Origin of the sequence: Thermocatellispora tengchongensis, from assembly GCF_014202315.1 — a bacterium.
GTDB classification, from domain to species: domain Bacteria; phylum Actinomycetota; class Actinomycetes; order Streptosporangiales; family Streptosporangiaceae; genus Thermocatellispora; species Thermocatellispora tengchongensis.
The window spans coordinates 177815-195047 of sequence record NZ_JACHGN010000010.1; the positions used below are offsets into that span (position 1 = coordinate 177815).

Genomic DNA, 17233 nt, shown 5'->3' on the forward strand with positions numbered 1-17233 from the left:
ACCCGTAGATCATCAATTATGAGCAGTCCGCGGGTCGAATTGCAGGGGTTCACCCCTCACACTGGCGTTATGCGGGACTTCGATGTTCTTGTGCTCGGCTCCGGGCCGGGCGGCCAGAAGGCGGCCATCGCCGCGGCCAAGCTGGAGCGACGCGTCGCCATCGTCGAACGTCGCAACATGATCGGCGGCGTCTGCATCAACACCGGAACGATCCCCTCCAAGACCCTCCGCGAGGCCGTCCTCTACCTCACCGGCCTCAACCAGCGCGAGATGTACGGCCAGAGCTACCGCGTAAAGGACGACATCACGGTGGCCGACTTAGGCATCCGCACCCAGCACGTCGTGGGCCGCGAGATCGACGTCATCCGCAGCCAGCTCGCCCGCAACCACGTCACCGTACTCACCGGCACCGGCCGCTTTCTCGACCCGCACACCGTAGGCGTCGTGGACGAGCACGAGCGCGAGGTCAAGGTCACCGCAGAGAAGATCATAATCGCCACCGGCACCCGCCCCGCCCGCCCCGACACCGTCGAGTTCGACGACCACACCGTGATCGACTCCGACGGCATCCTGTCCATGCGCGAGGTCCCCGAGTCGATGGTCGTGGTCGGGGCCGGAGTGATCGGCATCGAGTACGCCTCCATGTTCGCCGCCCTGGGCACCAAGGTCACCGTCGTGGAACGGCGCGACCGCATGCTCGACTTCTGCGACCTGGAGGTCGTCGAGGCCCTGAAGTACCACCTGCGCGACCTCGCCGTGACGTTCCGCTTCGGCGAGACCGTCGCCGCCGTACAGCGCCGCCCCAAAGGCGCGCTGACCCTCCTGGAGAGCGGCAAGAAGATCCCCGCGTCCACCGTCATGTACTCCGCCGGCCGCCACGGCATGACCGGCGAGCTCGACCTGGAGGCCGCCGGCCTGACCGCCGACGCCCGCGGCCGCATCCAGGTCGACAAGGACTACCGCACCGAGGTCCCGCACATCTACGCCGTAGGCGACGTCATCGGCTTCCCCAGCCTCGCCGCCACCTCCATGGAACAGGGCCGCATAGCCGCCCACCACGCCTGCGACGAACCCCTGCGCGGCATCCACCACCTCCAGCCGATCGGCATCTACACCATCCCCGAGATCAGCTTCATCGGCCGCACCGAGGACGAGCTGACCCAGCAGCAGGTCCCCTTCGAGGTCGGCGTCTCCCGCTACCGCGAACTGGCCAGAGGCCAGATCATCGGCGACACGTACGGCATGCTGAAACTCCTGGTCAGCCCCGAGACCCGCAAACTGCTGGGCGTCCACGTCTTCGGCACGGGCGCCACCGAACTGCTGCACATCGGCCAGGCGGTGATGGGCTGCGAAGGCACCATCGACTACCTGGTGGACGCCGTCTTCAACTACCCCACCCTGGCCGAGTCCTACAAGGTGGCCGCCCTGGACGCCATGAACAAGATACGAAGAGTAGAACGCTGGGAGCTGTGAACTCCCGCGTGCGATGGCACGGCCGCGCATCGGCAAAAGGCTGCTGACCCACCCGCCACCCCCCGCCCCACCGGGCGAGCCCCTCAGACCCGCCGTGGCTGAGCCCAGCGGAGGCGCGCGGACGAAGATCGCGGCCTGAACGCCCGGCCGTGCATCGCCACCCCCGTGGCCTGGCACCGGCCGCACCACGGGGTGGTTCCGGCCGGCTGATTTCGCCGCCGGCGACAAGGACTGGCTGCGCCGGTTGATGCCCGCTTATGTTCCCGAGCCGAACCGGCCGAGGGGTATGGTCGCTGCTCAAGCGCCATTGCCGTGCTTCTACGCCGCCGATGTCGACGCCCTGGTCCGCATCGGCAAACGTGAGTTGAAAAAGACCCGGCTCAGGACGCATTTTCTCACAGGTTGCCCGATGTGCGCCGACTGCCCATTCAACCGCGGTGAACGCACGGTCTTCCTCTACGAGTTCAACTGTGTACCTGGAGTTGGGGCCGCCGGAGACCGAATGTGCAGTTGATGTTCGTTACCGCCTATGTTAAATCTATCCCTTCGCCGCTAGGTGTGTGAGCGCGGACGCAACCGAAACCACCGGCTCTGGCTCAACGGAGACTGCGTGACCGCGCCGGACATCGAGGCAGGCCCCTGACCGATGCTCTCGGCGGATATCGACACACGGTGTCCCCCGGAGCTGAGTCGGCGGCGGCCTACTTCGCCGCTGACCGGGAGCTGGTGATCCCGGCGTCCACGGCCTCCGGATCGGTCGCGATGGCCAGCATGCTGTACACGGCGTTCCCGTTCGCCGTGCTGGTCGCGGTCAGCCTGCACAGCTCCATGGCCTCCCTGGAACAGGCCGCCACAGCGGTACTGAGGCGGGCGGAACTCGTCCACCTGGCGTTCCTCACCGTGCTGTCCTGCACGCTCTTCGCCGCGGCCACGTACGCCGGAGGCAGCCATGTCACCGCGGGGACGCTGGCGGAGGCGGTCCGCAACGTCCTGCTCTTCCTCGGGCTCGGGCTGATCTCGGCCCGGCTGTTCGGGCGGGCGCTGGCCTGGGGGCTGCCCCTGGCCGATTTCGTGGTGGTCGGGTACTGGGGCGCCCACGGCGGTGGCGTCCCCCGCTGGTGGGCGTGGCAGTTCCACTCCTACGCCAGCTCGATCGCCTGGATCGGGACGCTGATCATGCTGGCCGCCGGGGTGGCCGCGCTGTGGTTCCTGCCCCGGCGGCGTGCCTTTCCGGTCTAGATCGCCTCTGAAATCCGAGCAGGAGTATTGAAGACGCGCCTGTGCGGGGGTGGGTGGGGGGAATACGATCCTTTCGCCGGATTTGATCCCATGATGCAGGGGTGCTCCGTATGGCGAATCGGCGGTTGGTCGCGTTGCTGGCGGCGGCCGGGGCGATTGTCGCGTTCGGGGTGTACGGGCTGGCGTGTGCGCCCGGGGCCGCGGTGGTGGGGAGGCCGGAGGCGGGGCCGTCGGAGGCGCAGGAGGAGGAGCCTGAGAGCGCGGCCACGGTCGCGCGTACGCCGTCGCCCTCGCCTTCCCCGACTCCTACGCTGGGGGCGCGGGAGGTGGCGGCGGCGTACTTCGCGGCCTGGCAGGTCGGGGATCTGGCGGCGATGGCGGGGATGGTGACCGACGCGCCGGGAGACTTCGTGGAGCGGCATCGGCGGTTCGACGCCGACCTGCGCGTGCGGTCGTTGCTGATCACGCCGGGGGCGCTCCGGGAGAACGGGCCCGACTCCGCCGAGATGCCCTTCGAGGGGGTGCGGGAGGTGGACGGGCTGGGGCGGTGGCCGTTCTCGTCGGTGTTGCGGCTGGGGCGGCGTACGGGCGCGTGGAAGGTGGTGTGGGCGCCGGAGACGATGCATCCGTCGCTGGCGGGCGGGGGCGGCCTGAAGATCGTGGAGACGCCCGTACGGCGGCCGGCCACGCTGACCATGGAGGGGACGCCGTTCCCCCGTGACAGCCGGGCCGGCGACTACGTGACCGGGCTGGACGGCATGGCGGTGGACCTGGCGCTGGAGGAGGAGCCGTCGGGAAAGGTGCTGCTGCAGTCGCCCGCGCCCACCCCGGCCACGCGGCGGACCACCATCTCGCAGCCGGTGCAGGCGGCGGCAGCGCGGGCGCTGGACGGGCTGGCGCGGCGGGCGGCGATCGTGGCGGTGGACGTCGGGAGCCGGGAGGTGCGGGCCGTCGCCGACACGCTGGGCGGCAAGGGGGCGTTCAACGGGCTGTATCCGCCCGGGTCCACGTTCAAGACGGTCACGGCGGCGGCGCTGCTGCGCACCGGGCTCACGGCCGACTCGCCGGTGGCCTGTCCCGCCACGTACACCCTGCCCAACGGGCGGACCTTCACCAACGCCGACGCCACCGACCACGGCACCGTCTCGCTGGCGGCGGCGTTCGCGCTGTCGTGCAACACGACCTTCGCCCAGCAGGCGTACGAGCGGCTGCAAGGCGACCTGCTGCGGGCGGAGGCCGCCGGCCGGTTCGGGTTCCGGGTGAAGCCGGGGCTCAGCTCGTGCCGGATCGCGCCCGCGCCGGACGCCGACGCGCTCGGGGCCGACGCGATCGGGCAGAACTCGGTGCAGGCCAGCCCGCTGTGCATGGCGGAGGTGGCGGCGGCGGTGGCGAGCGGGGTGTGGCGGCCGGCGAGCATGGGGGAGCCGGGCGGGGAGGCGGCGCCCGAGGTGCCGCTGGACGAGGGCATGGTGGCCGGCTTGCGCGCGATGATGCGCGCCGTGGTCACCGAGGGAACGGCCGCCCGGGTCGGCCTGCCGCCCGGCACCGCCGGGAAGACCGGGACCGCCGAGGTCGCCGGGCAGCAGTCGCACGGGTGGTTCATCGGGTACCGGGGCACGCTGGCGTTCGCGGTGTTCGTGCAGAACGGGGGGAGCGGAGCCTCCTCGGCCGCGCCCATCGCGGCCAAGTTCCTCAAGGCCCTCTAACCCTTCACGGCGCCGATCACCACGCCTTTCGTGAAGTGCTTCTGCACGAAGGGGTAGATGAACAGCACCGGGATCATGGCCACGACGACGATGGCCATCTGCACGGCCAGGCTCGGCGGCAGGTTCTGCCCGGCCACGATGCTCTCGCCGCTCTGCCCGGCGTAGATGGACTGGCCCTGCAGCACGTACTGGCGCAGCACGAGCTGCAGCGGCCACATGCTGGTGTCGTTGAGGTACAGCACGGCGTTGAAGAACGCGTTCCAGTAGCCCACGGCGTAGAACAGGCCGATCACGGCGGTGACGCCCTTGGACATCGGCAGCACGATGCGCCACAGGATGCGGAACTCGCCCGCGCCGTCGATACGGGCGCTGTCCATGATCTCCCGTGGGATGTTCATGAAGAACGCCCGCATCACGACCAGGTTGAACGCCCATACCGCGCTGGGCAGGATCAGGGCCCAGTACGTGTCGATCAGCCCGAGGGAGCTGACCACCAGGTAGCTGGGGATCATGCCGGGGACGAACAGGAAGGTGAGCAGGATCAGGAACAGGATCGGGCGGTGCAGCAGCGAGCCCGTCCTGGACAGGCCGTAGGCCGCCAGGACCGTGACGGCGAGGCTGATCGCGGTACCCACCCCGGTGACGCCCAGGCTGACCAGCACGGCGCGGGTCACCACGCCGCCCGCGAACAGCTCCCGGTACGCCGCGAAGGACAGATGCCCGGGGGAGGGGCGGGTGACCAGGCCGCCGGCGGCCGAGACCGCCTCCTGGGTGGACAGGCTGGTCAGCGTCACCATGTAGAGGGGGAACAGGATCGCCGCGGCGATCAGGGTCAGCACGGCGGCCTTGGCCGCCCTTCCGGCCGGTGACGGGCGCTCGGCCCAGGCCGGGATCGTCCGGTACGCGCGTGTCGTCATGTTCGCTGGTAGATTCCCTGCTCGCCGAACCGGTGGGCGACCTTGTTGGCGATCACGATCAGCACCAGGCCCACGACGCCCTTGACCAGCCCGGCCGCGGCGCCGTAGCTCCACTCGCCGGTGAGCAGGGTGCGCCAGTAGACGAAGGTGTCCAGCACCTCGGCCGCCTCCCGGCCCACCGCGTCGCGCTGCAGGAAGAACTGTTCGAAGCCGACGTTCAGCGCGTCCCCGAGGCGGAGGATCAGCAGCAGGATGATCACCGGGCGCAGGCCGGGCAGCGTGATGTGCCACATCCGCCGCCAGCGGCCCGCGCCGTCCACCGCCGCCGCCTCGTACTGGTTCTGGTCGATCGCGGCCAGCGCCGCCAGGAAGATGATCGTGCCCCAGCCCGCGTCCTTCCAGATGGTCTCGGCGGTGACCAGGAGGATGAACGTGTCGGGGTTGGTCATCAGGTCGATGCCGCGGTAGCCGTGTTCGCGCAGGATCTGCGACAGCAGGCCCGCGCCGCCGAACATCTGCTGGAACAGCGAGACGACCAGCACCCAGGAGAAGAAGTGCGGCATGTAGACGATGCTCTGCATGAGCAGCCGCACCCGGGGGCGGACGATGCTGTCCAGCAGGATGGCCAGCATGATCGGCACCGGGAAGTAGAAGACGAGCTGGAACGCGGTGATGCTGAGGGTGTTCAGCGTGGCGTCCCAGAAGCTCGCGTCCAGCATCAGCCACTGGAAGTTGGCCAGGCCGACCCAGGGGCTGTCCTTTATGCCGACATAGGGGGAGTAGTCCTGGAAGGCGATGACGCTGCCCAGGATGGGGGTGTAGTAGAAGACCGCCAGCAGCCCGACGGCGGGGAGCACCATCAGCAGCATCGGCCAGTCGCGTTTCAGGCGGGCGGCCAGCGGCGGCCGGGCGCCGCCTCGGGGACTCCGAGGGCTCCGGGGGCTTCGGCGGCGGTGTGGAGGCGTGGCGCGCGGGCCCTTCTGGATGGTTTTTTCGCTGGAATTCCGGAGTTTTCGGCTCTTGGTGGGCGTCCGACTTGCGCTGATGGGGTCGTTGCCGTCATCGTGTTGAGTGCCGGTCCCGGCGGGTGAGGTCAGGTCACCCGCCGGGCCGGTCCTTTTCCGCGCCTCCTCTCCCGAACTCCGGCCCTCTTCTGGGCTCCGGCCCTCTTCCGAGTCCCGGCGCGCGCCGTGGCTAAGCACGGCCGTTGTCGCGCAGGACGCGCATGTAGAACTCGCGGGCCTCGTCGCCGCCGTCGCGCCGCCACTCCTCGACGATCTTCTTCACGTCGCTCACCGGACGCCGGCCGCGCATGATGTCGGTGAACTTGTCCTCCGTCGGCACCTGGAGGCCGGACATCCTGGCCGGGCGCTGCACCCTGATGCCGTCGAACGGCGTGGGCTGGATGTACCTGAAACTGTCGTTCTGCCACTTGGCGCAGGCCCGTACGGCGTCGGGGTAGGCGACCCAGTCGGTGACCAGCGGCCGGCCGCCCAGGAAGATGTAGGTCTCGGCGGCCTCCTTCAGGCCCAGCTCGGTCTTCTGCGGTACGCCGTCGTCGTCGCGGGTGAAGTGCTCGCCCTCGACGCCGTAGACGTACATCTCGTACTCCTTGGTGCCGAACGGCGCCGCGGTGTAGTTGAGGATGCCGAGGATCTCCTCCACCTGCGCCGAGGTCAGGCCCTTGCGCAGGAAGGTGAAGATGCCGGCGGCGGTGTTGTGGTAGTGGATCGGGGTGCCGCCGTCGTGCGCGAACAGGGGCACCGCGCCGATGTCGAAGCGGGGGTTCTTGGGGCGGTTCTGGTCCAGCAGCGGCTTCCAGCCGCCGATGCCGTCGCGGAACATCGTGATCTGCCCGGCCGCGAACAGGTCCTTCTCGTTGGCGCCCTTGCTGCTCACGACGTTGGGGTGGATCAGCTCCTCGGTGAACAGGCGCCGCATGAAGGCGAGCATCTGCTCCCACTCGGGCGTCTCGTACTTGTAGACGAGCCTGCCGTTCTCGTAGCGCCACTCCTGCGGCACCCGGAAGATCGGCCAGACCATCTCGTGGATGTCGCCGAACGCCCACCGCTTGGCCTTGGGGTCGGTGATCGTCTTGCCCAGCTCGTACAGCTCCTCGGCGGTCTTGGGCAGCGGCCAGCCGTGCTCGTCGTAGAGGTCCTTGCGGTACAGCAGCGCGTACGGGTACGGCTCCGTCGGGAACGGCACCGCCATCAGCCTGCCGTTCCACACCGACCACTGCCAGGCGGGCGTGGGCAGGTTGGCCAGCAGCGGGTACGCCCCGACCTTCTCGCCCTGCAAGTACGGCGTGAGGTCGGTGAACGCCTTGTCCACCGCGACGTTGAAGTCGGCCATCTTGTCGATCTCCCACTGCGGGATGACCATGATGTCCGGCAGGTCGCCGGAGGCCAGGCGGGCGGTGGCCTTCTCGACGTAGGTGTTGCCGTCGGCGATCTGGAACTCCACGGTGGCGCCGATCTCGGCGTTGACCGCCTGGAAGAAGCGGTTGTCGTCCAGGCCGGGCGGGACCGGGGCCCACAGCGGGGTCATGGCGGTGTACCTGCCGCCCTTGCCGAGCTTCTGCGGCACGGCCTGGGCCAGCGGGCTCGGATACTCGGTGAAGCCGCCGCCGTAGCCCGGCACGCCTTCGAGCGTGGACTCGGTGCCGGGGATGTCGGGCCTGGCGCCGGTGAAGGGCGTGTACGCGGGAACGAGCGACTTGAGCTTGTCGGCGGCGGCGGCCGTGGCGCCTCCGGAGCCGGGGCGCGGGGTCGAGGGGGTCGAGCAGCCGGCGAGCAGGCCGCCGGATGCCGCGGCGGTGGCGGCGACGAGGCCGAGAAAGCCGCGCCTGGACGTGGCCGCGCGTAACGGAAGGTGGGTCACGGCGCGCTCCTTCTGGAGTCAGGCAGTGGTGGCGTGCGGTGAGGGGTGTCGGGAGCGGATGGCTCCGGGGTAAAGTTAGTTCGTCTTTCGACCAAACAAATTAGTCGAGGGTGACCCGCGCCACAAGAGCCGTACGACGGCGTTGTGCCGGGCGCCGGGGCCACGAGTCGGTGAAGGGACCGCCGGAATGACCCATGGGCACGCTATGCGGCATGATGGGCCAAGCCTGGCCGACCGGGAACGGGGCTGACCTTGATCACTTCTACTACGGGCCCGCAGCCCGCGGACTTCACCGATGTCCGGGCCACCAACCTCGCCGTCGTGCTGAGGTTCGTCCGGGAGAACGCGCCGTGCTCGCGCGCCGACATCGCCGCGTCCACCGGGCTGAACAAGGCCACGGTCTCCAGCCTGGTGGCCGACCTGATCGACCGGCGGCTGGTGCGCGAGACCGGGCTGACCGAGAACCGCGTCGGCCGTCCGGCCACCATGCTGGTGCTCGACGGCTCGCCGTACGCCGCCGCGGGCATCGAGGTCAACGTGGACTACCTGACCGCGGTGGCGGTGGACCTGTCCGGACGGCGGCTGCTGTCCTGGCGGCGTTCGTTCCAGGGCCCCGCGGCCACGCCGGCCCAGGCCGTGGCCGAGGTGGCCCGCCTCGCCCGGCGCGCGGTGGCCCGCATGGTCAAGGAGGAGCGCCAGGTCCTCGGCCTGGCCGTGGCGGTGCCCGGCCTGGTCGGCGTGGACGGCCGGGTGCGCCTGGCCCCCAACCTGGGCTGGCGCGATGTCGATCTGGCCGGCGACCTGGCCAAGGCGCTGCGCGACCCCGGCTTCCCGGTCCAGGTGGACAACGACGCCAACCTGGGCGCGCTGGCCGAGCACCGCTTCGGCCCCTTCGGCGGCATCGGCAACCTCGTCTACCTGACCGGCGAGGTGGGCGTGGGCGCCGGGGTGATCCTCGACGGGCGGCTGCGCCGCGGCGGGCAGGGCTACAGCGGCGAGTTCGGGCACATCCAGATCGACCCCGGCGGCCCCGAGTGCCGCTGCGGGCGGGTGGGCTGCCTGGAGGCCGTGGCCGGCATCGGGGCGGTGGTCGGCCGCGACGCGCAGGGCGCGCCCGTCTCGCCCGCCGAGGTCGAGCCCGAGCTGGACGAGGTCGTACGCCGGGCGCGCGCCGGCGACCGCGCCACGCTGGGCATGCTCGCGGGCGTGGGCGGCAACCTGGGCCGCGGCGTGGCCGTCATCGCCAACCTGCTCAACCCCGAGGTGGTGGTCCTGGGCGGCTACTACGTGCCGCTGGCCCCCTGGCTCCTGCCCGCCGCCGAGGCGGAGATCCGCCGCCGCACCATCGCCCCCGAGGCGGGCGGCTGCCGCCTGGTCGCCAGCACGCTGGGCTACGGCGCCGCCGCGCTCGGCGGGGCCGCCAGGGTGCTCGACTCGGTCGACTCCGGGCGACTGCCGCACCGGGGGTGAGGCTCCCCCCGTGAAAGTTTCACGGGGGGTTGACCCGCGGCGCGTCACAGTGCACAGTTCATGAAAACTCCGGATTTAACACCGCCGAAATCTTCTCGTACGTCTTCGAAGCGCTTCGATCGAGGCGCTCCTTTTCGCAGGATCGTCGAAGCGCTTCGACGTAAGGATGGCCCGATGAACGAACCGGTGTCCGGCACCTTCCGGGACCCCGCGCTGGCCCCCGCCGCGCGCCTGGCCGACCTGATCGGCCGGCTGACCCTCCCGGAGAAGATCGCGCTCCTGCACCAGTACCAGGCACCGGTCGAGCGCCTGGGCCTCAAGCCGTTCCGCACCGGGACCGAGGCGCTGCACGGCCTGGCCTGGCTCGGCCCCGCGACCGTCTTCCCCCAGGCCATCGGGCTGGCCAGCACATGGAACCCGGAGCTGGTACGGGCGGTCGGCGCGGCCACGGCGGACGAGCTGCTGGCCTACCACCGCAAGGACCCCGAGGGGGTGGGGCGCAACGTGTGGGCGCCGGTGGTCAACCCGCTGCGCGACCCGCGCTGGGGGCGCAACGAGGAGGGCTACTCCGAGGACCCCTGGCTGACCGGCGTGCTCGCCACCGCGTACGCGCTGGGGCTGCGCGGCGAGGGCCCCGGGCCGATGAAGACCGCCCCCACGCTCAAGCACTTCCTCGGCTACAACAACGAGACCGACCGCTGCACCACCTCCAGCGGCCTGCCGCCCCGGGTGCTGCACGAGTACGAGCTGCCGGCCTACCGCCCCGCGCTCGAATCGGGCGCCGCGGTCGCGGTGATGCCGTCGTACAACCTGGTCAACGGGCGGCCCGCGCACCTGAGCCCGCTGATCGGCGACGTGCTGCGGCGCTGGGCCCCCGACGACATCCTGGTGGTCAGCGACGCGTACGCCCCCGGCAACCTCACGGCGTTGCAGGGCTACCACGCCGACCCGCCCACGGCGTACGCGCACGCGATCAAGGCCGGCGTGGACAGCTTCACCCAGGACGACGACCGGCCCGAGGAGACCATCCGGCACATCACCGCCGCGCTCGACCGCGGCCTGCTCACCGAGGCCGACATCGACGCGGCCGTGCGCCACGCGCTGTCGATCCGGCTGCGGCTCGGCGAGTTCGACCCCGCCGAGCCGTACGAGGACGTCACCGAGGCCGTGGTGAACAGCCCCGAGCACCAGCGACTGGCCCGCGAGGCGGTCACCCAGGCGTTCGTGCTGCTGAAGAACCAGGGCATCCTGCCGCTGCGCGCGCCGGTGAAGGTCGCGGTGATCGGGCAGCTCGCCGACACGCTGATGGAGGACTGGTACAGCGGCACCCTGCCGTACGCCGTGACCGCGCGGCAGGGGCTCGCCGAGCGCGGCGAGACCGTGTTCTGCGAGGGCGTGGACCGTATCGCGCTGCACACCCCCGACGGGCACGTCCTGGCGGGCGAGGAGCCCGTCGGGGCGCCGCTGGTCGTCGGGCCGGTCGCCGACCGGCCCGAGCTGAGCTGGTTCGACCTGTTCGACTGGGGCGGCGGCGCGTACGCGCTGCGGGCCGCGGCCAACGGCAGGTACGTCTCCGCCGGCGATGACGGCGTGCTGGTCAACGACCAGCCGGGGCCCAACGGCTGGGAGGTGCGCCAGACGTTCCGGCTGGAGGAGCGCTCGCGCGGGGCGCTGGCCCTGCGGCACATCTCCACCGGCCGCTACGTCACGGCCGAGGGCGGCACGCTGCGGCTGACCGACGACGCCGACGCCGCGGCCGTGCTCACCCCCGAACTGGTCGCGAGCGGCCCGGAGCGCGCGGCGGCAGCGGCGGCCGAGGCGGACGTGGCGATCGTCGTCGCCGGCGATCACCCGCTGGTCAACGGGCGCGAGACCGAGGACCGCACCGAGCTGGACCTGCCCGCCGCCCAGGAGGCCGTGCTGCGCGCGGTGCACGCCGCCAACCCCGCCACGGTCCTGGTGATCAGCAGCGGCTACCCGTTCGCGGTCACCTGGGCCGAGGAGAACCTGCCCGCCCTGCTGTGGTCGGCGCACGGCGGCCAGGAGTACGGCCACGCGCTGGCCGACGTGCTCTACGGCGACGCCGATCCCGGCGGCAGGCTCACCCAGACCTGGTACCGCGCCGCCTGCGAACTGCCCGACCTGCTCGACTACGACATCATCGCCGCCGACGCGACGTACCTGTACTTCCGTGGCGCACCCCTGTACCCGTTCGGGCACGGCCTGAGCTACACCGCCTTCGAGTACTCCGGGATCACCGCGACCGTGGACGGCCAGAAGGTCATCGGCACCGTGACCGTCACCAACACCGGCGACCGCCCCGGCGTCGAGGTGGTGCAGTTCTACACCCACCAGCAGCGCTCCCGGGTCAAGCAGCCGCTGCGCCGCCTGCGCGGCTTCGAGCGGCTGCGCCTGGACCCGGGCGAGAGCCGCACCGTGACGATCGAGATCGACCTCGCCGACCTGGCCTTCTGGGACGTCACCCGCGGCCGGTTCGTGGTCGAGGACGCGCCGCACAAGCTCATGGCCGGCCGCTCGGCCCGCGACATCCGCCTGTCCGCGCCGTTCCACGTGCCGGGCGAGCGCATCCCGCCCCGCGACCCGTACGCCCGGCCGCTGGCCGCCGCCGACAACGACGAGTACGACGGCGTCGCCCTGGTGGACGCGGCCAAGGAGCGCGGCGACGCCGTACGCGCCGAGGCCGCGGGAAGCTGGATCGGCTTCCGCGAGGTGGACTTCGGGGAGGGCGCGGCGCACTGCGTGATCACCGCGGCCAGCACCGAGGGCGCCGTCGTCACGATCCGGCTGGACGACCCGCTGTTCGGGCACGTCGCCGCCACCGTGCCGGTGCCGCGCACCCGCCACCGCCACGCCCCGGCCGAGATACCGTGCTCGGTTGCGGGAGCGGAGGGACTCCACGATCTTTATGTCGTGTTCGAGAACGAGGGCGTGACGCTCAGCGCGCTCACCCTGCACCCGGCCCGGGTACGTCCGTGAGCCGCCGCGCCGTCACGATCGCCGAGGTGGCCCGGCACGCCGGGGTCGCGGTCAGCACCGTCTCGTACGTGCTCAGCGGCAAGCGCACGATCTCCGCCACGACCCGGCAGCGGGTGCTCGACAGCGTACGGGTGCTCGGCTACCACCCCAACGCGGGCGCCCGCGCCCTGGCCAGCAAGCGGGCCAACGTGATCGCGCTGGTGCTGCCGCTGCGCGCCGGCATGCACCTGCCCGTGCTGATGCAGTTCGCCACCTCCGTGGTCACCACGGCCCGCCAGTACGACCACGACGTGCTGCTCATGACCGCCGACGAGGGCCCCGACGGGCTGCGCCGGGTCGCCGCCAGCGCCCTGGTGGACGGGCTGGTGCTCATGGACGTGGAACTGGACGACCAGCGGGTGCCGCTGCTGCGCGAGCTGGCCGAGCCCAGCGTCCTGATCGGCTTCCCCGCCGACTCGGCCGGGCTGACCTGCGTGGACCTCGACTTCGCGCGGGCGGGCGCGCTGTGCGTGGACCATCTGGCCGAGCTGGGGCACCGGGAGATCGCGCTGCTCGGCGCGCCCGCGGTGGTCTACGAGCGCGGCACCGGCTTCGCCCGGCGTACGCGGGAGGGGTTCTCCGCCGCCGTGCGCGCGCACGGCCAGACCGGCGCGGCGCTGCCCTGCGAGGAGACCTTCGACGAGGTGTTCGGCGAGGTGAAGGCGCTGTTCGAGCCCGGCTCCGGGATGCCCGGCCTGTCCGGCCTGATCGTGCACAACGAGGCGGCGGTCGGCCATGTGCTGAGCGCGCTGCGGGTGCTCGGCAAGCGGGTGCCCGAGGACGTCTCGGTGGTCGCGATCTGCCCCGACGACGTGGCCGACCGCGCCAGCCCTCCGCTGACCTCGGTGCTGATCCCGGCCGGCGACGTGGCGCACCGTGCGGTCGAACTGCTGATGGCCAAGCTGGACGGCCGCGAGGTGCCCGAGGCGACCCTGCTCGAACCCCGCCTGACCGTCAGGGAGAGCACGGCGCCCCGGGCGTGACGCCGGGGCCGCTCAGGGGCCTGCCGCCACGTCCGTGACCGCCGCCCGCTCCCGGCGGCCCTCCAGGGCGAGCATGGCCACCAGCAGCGCGACCAGCACGGCGATCTGGACGATGCCGGACCACAGGCCGAGCGGGATCGTGGCGAGCGCGGCCACCGCCACCAGCGCCCGCTGCCCGCCCTGGGGGATGGCGAGCAGGCGGCGGTACCAGTGGTCGCCGGCCAGGAACAGCGCCACCCCGGCGGCCAGGACCACGGCCGCGGCGGGCTTCATCCCGGAGAGGGGATGCCCGATCAGCTTCTTGATCCCCGCCGCCACCGCGATCACGCCCAGCAGCATCGGGATGTGCGCGTAGAAGTACGCGCCGAGGATCAGCCGGGTCCGCCGCTCCTGGCCGGCGGCGCGCAGCGCGTGCTCCGCCCGGACCTCGTCGTCGCCGCCGAAGTAGACCCACCACAGGGCCGCGCCGAGCGCCAGCCCGAGCACCGCGGCCAGCCCGAGCCCCCAGTCCACGGCCAGCCCGGCCGCGCCGATGCCGATCGCGAGCATCGACTCGCCGAGCACCACGATGACCAGCAGCCCGTGCCGCTCCACGATGTGCTCGGCCCGCAGCGGGAAGCCCTTCTGCCCGATGAAGTACGGGCTGCCCCACACCAGCACGAGCGCCGCCGCCCACAGCACGTAGTTCCACGGGCCGTGCAGGTAGCCCGCCACGCCGATGAGCGCGGTCGCGGCGAGGTTGAACGGGACCACCCTGACGATCGCGGCGGTCGCCTGGAGGTAGAGCCCGGCGTGCACCAGGACCAGCAGCAGGTAGCCGATCGCGAACGCGACCCCGCTGCCGTCGAAGGCGGTCGGGATCGACAGTGCCATGATCGTGAACCCGGCCATGCCGAGCAGGATGAGGACGCGGCGCGCGGGGCGTGCCGGGGGGATGGTGTTGGTCAGCCACACGTACCCGCTGTACATCCACCACATCACCCCGAAGACGAGCAGCACCCGCAGGGCGCTCTCGCCGATCGGCACGGCGTGCCCCGTGCCGTGGCCGTCCTCCCCGAACCCCACCACGAGCAGGTGGGTGAGCTGGGTGATGGTGAAGACGAAGACCAGGTCGAAGAAGAGTTCAAGCGTGGAGACCCGAATCTCGGACTCCTCCGGTACGGGCCCGGCCCGCTCCGCGAACCATGCTGGGAGGCGCATGCCCTGCATTCTCCTGTCTTCCCGGCATACACGGGCATACGGGAGTTATGCGGCCCGCGAACGCGACGCGGCCCCGAGGAGTCAGCGCGCCTTCCCGCCCGCCCGGGGCTCGCGCCGCCCCGCCACGAGCGTGTCGCCGGGCGCGGGCACCTCGTCCTTGCTCCCGGCGTCCTTGTCCCCGGCGGGCTCGGCCCGGGTACGCCCGCGCCGCCGCTTGGGGATCTCGGCCGTATCGGCGTCGGCCTCGGCGTCGGCGGCCGGAGCCGTGGGAGCGGGCGGCTCCTGCCGCAGCGACGACGGCCGCTCACCACTCCCCGCCCCAGAAGACCCACCAGAACCAGAGGACCCACGAGAACCGCCGGAACCGCCGGAACCAGGGGCACCGGGGGCACCGGGGGCGCCGGGGGCGCCGGGGACGCCAGGGGAACCGCCCCGCCGCTGCTCCTTCGGCTCGCGCAGGGCGGCGATGACATCGTCGGCCTCGGCCTCGGCGGCGAAGTTCTCGGCCTCCTCCGCCTCACGCCGCTTGATCACGACCATGTGGTCCACCGACAACCGCCCGGCCCCGCCGACCGACAGCAGGATCGAGGCGGCGCCCAGCGCCACGATGAGGTTCACGTCACCACCCGTCAGCGGCAGCCCCTGGTCGCCGCTGGTGACGATGAACACCGCCAGCGCCTCGGCGAACAGCAGCAGCCCGCACACGGAGACGGCCAGCCCCGCCACGAGCATCGCGCCCGCGATGAGCTCGGTGAGCATGGTCGCCGCCGCCCAGATCCCCCCGGGACCGGGCGCGTCAAGGGCGGCGAACTGCGCGCCGGTGGCGGTCAGGCCGGCCTCCAGCTTGTGCCACCCGTTGGCGAAGAATATGCCGCCCACCCCAATGCGAGCGGCGAGCGCGGCAAGATCGTGAAGGGTTTGTCGCACGTCACTCATTCTGGTTCGCCCGGTTCGAGTTGCCCATATCCCTGTGACCTCCAGAAGCGATTCCAAACCTCACGTAAACGTGGCGGAAACCTCACCAAGATCTCGAATTCCCGCACCGCTCCGGGCCGCCGGTCGCCGTGGCAGCCTAGGCCATCCCGCCCTCACCACGGGCGACATCAGGGGATTCGCCCCATATGCAACCCCCGAAACTTGCAGTCGTACGCGAAGTGTGACCGCATGGTGACGACCTCTCTAGAGAGATACAGATATGTCCGAGGTCTGGCCAATCCGTGATCTCGCACGGACCATGGCGATCGTGGACAGGGACTGCGAGGGGCCCCAGATCACACCCGCCGCCAGACCCGGCACCGCCCCCGGGCCACGCCCCCGGCGCACGCCGCCTCCTCCCGCCCGAGGGCAGCCGCCTCCTCCCGTCGGAGGGCAGCAGAAGGCGGGACCACCGCCATGCCCCAACCCCGAAGCGCCGCCCCCGAAACCGACGCGGATCCCGCCCATACGGCAGGCGACCACGGGCGTCGTGCGGGAGGCGGCCCTGGGCCTTGTGCGGGAGGTGGTCACGGGTGTCGTGCGGGAGGTGGCCATCGGCATGCGCGAGCGCTGCCTGCACCCCGCTCCCGGCGCTCTGAGCGCGGTGCAGACCGTCTCGGGTCTGGAGAAGGCCCTCGGCGGCGGGCTGACTGACGCGGCAGGGGAAGGCGCGGTCGTGGGCGTGCATGAGCCCCGCCTGTGGGGTGCGCAGCCCGTCGGCCTGCATGAGCGCCGCTCGTGGGGTGCGGGGCCTGTGGGTGGGGTGGTCGTGTCCGGGATGGGTGGCATCGGTCCCGGCGTGAGGGGAGCAGGCGTGGCCGTCGCGGTGCGGGAGGGCTGTGTGCGTGGCGCACGCGCCATGCGCCTAGTGCGGGCCGTTTCTGGCCTGGGGGCCGCTGGCGGCGGGGCCACTTGCGGCGCGGGGGGAGGTGCGGTCGTGGGTCTGGCTGGGCGCTGGCGGTGGGGTGCGCGGCCTGTGGGCGCGGTCCTGTCTGGGATGGGCGGCATCGGCTCTGGCGGGGCTGGAGCAGGGGCGGCCGTCCTGGTGCGCGAGCGCTACCCGGGTGGTGGCCGCTGGGTGCCATGCGGGTGGTGCCCGTGCCGGCGTCGGGAGGCCCCAATCGGCAAGGAGCGTGACCGGGTGAGCCGTCCGGTGAGCGGGTTCCGGAATCAAGGTGCGGTGACGGGGTGGTGGTTGGCTTGGGCGCGGGTCGCGTCTGGACTGAGGAGCGGCGGGAGCGAAGCGACCGGAGCGACGAGGGAAGACGCGACCCTGCGGGGCGCCCAAGCCCGCCCGTGCGGAGCACGGGCCATGAGCAGAGCCGCGTGAGTGTGTCGGGGGCTGCGGATC

Annotated in this window: 11 protein-coding genes; 6 read left to right on the forward strand and 5 right to left on the reverse strand. The window is 71.7% G+C overall.

Annotated elements, in window-relative coordinates; translation table 11 throughout:
• Positions 1 to 69: 69 nt before the first annotated feature.
• The 3 genes from sthA to HNP84_RS23975 all read left to right on the forward strand — a co-directional run bounded on the left by sthA (position 70) and on the right by HNP84_RS23975 (position 4418).
• Positions 70 to 1473: a Si-specific NAD(P)(+) transhydrogenase gene (sthA, locus tag HNP84_RS23965; protein WP_185052123.1), complete on the forward strand. Its 1404-nt coding sequence runs from the start codon at positions 70 to 72 to the stop codon at positions 1471 to 1473.
• A 672-nt stretch (positions 1474 to 2145) separates the two neighbouring features.
• Positions 2146 to 2712, forward strand: a complete 567-nt coding sequence (locus tag HNP84_RS23970) for a hypothetical protein (RefSeq protein WP_185052124.1) — start codon at positions 2146 to 2148, stop codon at positions 2710 to 2712.
• 110 nt (positions 2713 to 2822) lie between these two features.
• Entirely contained in the window at positions 2823 to 4418 is a 1596-nt protein-coding gene (locus HNP84_RS23975) for a penicillin-binding transpeptidase domain-containing protein (protein WP_185052125.1), read from the forward strand.
• On the opposite strand, the gene HNP84_RS23980 is transcribed toward HNP84_RS23975, so the two are convergent.
• The 3 genes from HNP84_RS23980 to HNP84_RS23990 all read right to left on the reverse strand — a co-directional run bounded on the left by HNP84_RS23980 (position 4415) and on the right by HNP84_RS23990 (position 8218).
• A complete protein-coding gene (locus tag HNP84_RS23980; RefSeq protein ID WP_185052126.1) occupies positions 4415 to 5335 on the reverse strand; it encodes a carbohydrate ABC transporter permease in 921 nt (306 codons plus the stop codon). The two genes, HNP84_RS23975 and HNP84_RS23980, sit on opposite strands and share 4 nt — an antisense overlap.
• The gene (locus tag HNP84_RS23985; protein WP_376771953.1) at positions 5332 to 6321 is read right to left on the reverse strand and encodes an ABC transporter permease; all 990 of its coding nucleotides are present in this window, start codon (positions 6319 to 6321) and stop codon (positions 5332 to 5334) included. Before HNP84_RS23985 ends, HNP84_RS23980 begins: the two co-directional genes overlap by 4 nt.
• 208 nt (positions 6322 to 6529) lie before the next feature.
• The gene (locus tag HNP84_RS23990) at positions 6530 to 8218 is read right to left on the reverse strand and encodes an extracellular solute-binding protein (RefSeq protein WP_185052128.1); all 1689 of its coding nucleotides are present in this window, start codon (positions 8216 to 8218) and stop codon (positions 6530 to 6532) included.
• A gap of 252 nt (positions 8219 to 8470) precedes the next feature.
• Between HNP84_RS23990 and HNP84_RS23995 the strand changes: the two genes are divergently transcribed.
• The 3 genes from HNP84_RS23995 (at position 8471) to HNP84_RS24005 (ending at position 13707) form a co-directional block, all read left to right on the forward strand.
• Positions 8471 to 9688 (forward strand): ROK family transcriptional regulator, encoded by a 1218-nt coding sequence (locus tag HNP84_RS23995; protein WP_185052129.1) that lies wholly within the window; start codon positions 8471 to 8473, stop codon positions 9686 to 9688.
• A 174-nt stretch (positions 9689 to 9862) separates the two neighbouring features.
• The gene (locus HNP84_RS24000) at positions 9863 to 12685 is read left to right on the forward strand and encodes a glycoside hydrolase family 3 protein (RefSeq protein WP_185052130.1); all 2823 of its coding nucleotides are present in this window, start codon (positions 9863 to 9865) and stop codon (positions 12683 to 12685) included.
• Positions 12682 to 13707 (forward strand): LacI family DNA-binding transcriptional regulator, encoded by a 1026-nt coding sequence (locus tag HNP84_RS24005; RefSeq protein WP_185052131.1) that lies wholly within the window; start codon positions 12682 to 12684, stop codon positions 13705 to 13707. The genes HNP84_RS24000 and HNP84_RS24005 overlap by 4 nt, the downstream gene beginning before the upstream one ends.
• A 12-nt stretch (positions 13708 to 13719) precedes the next feature.
• On the opposite strand, the gene HNP84_RS24010 is transcribed toward HNP84_RS24005, so the two are convergent.
• Together HNP84_RS24010 and HNP84_RS24015 are read right to left on the reverse strand one after the other, a co-directional pair.
• Entirely contained in the window at positions 13720 to 14907 is a 1188-nt protein-coding gene (locus tag HNP84_RS24010) for a low temperature requirement protein A (protein WP_185052132.1), read from the reverse strand.
• Between the two features lie 81 nt (positions 14908 to 14988).
• Positions 14989 to 15834 carry a DoxX family protein gene (locus tag HNP84_RS24015; RefSeq protein ID WP_185052133.1) on the reverse strand — a complete coding sequence of 282 codons (846 nt, stop codon included), beginning with the start codon at positions 15832 to 15834 and terminating at the stop codon, positions 14989 to 14991.
• Between the last annotated feature and the right edge of the window lie 1399 nt (positions 15835 to 17233).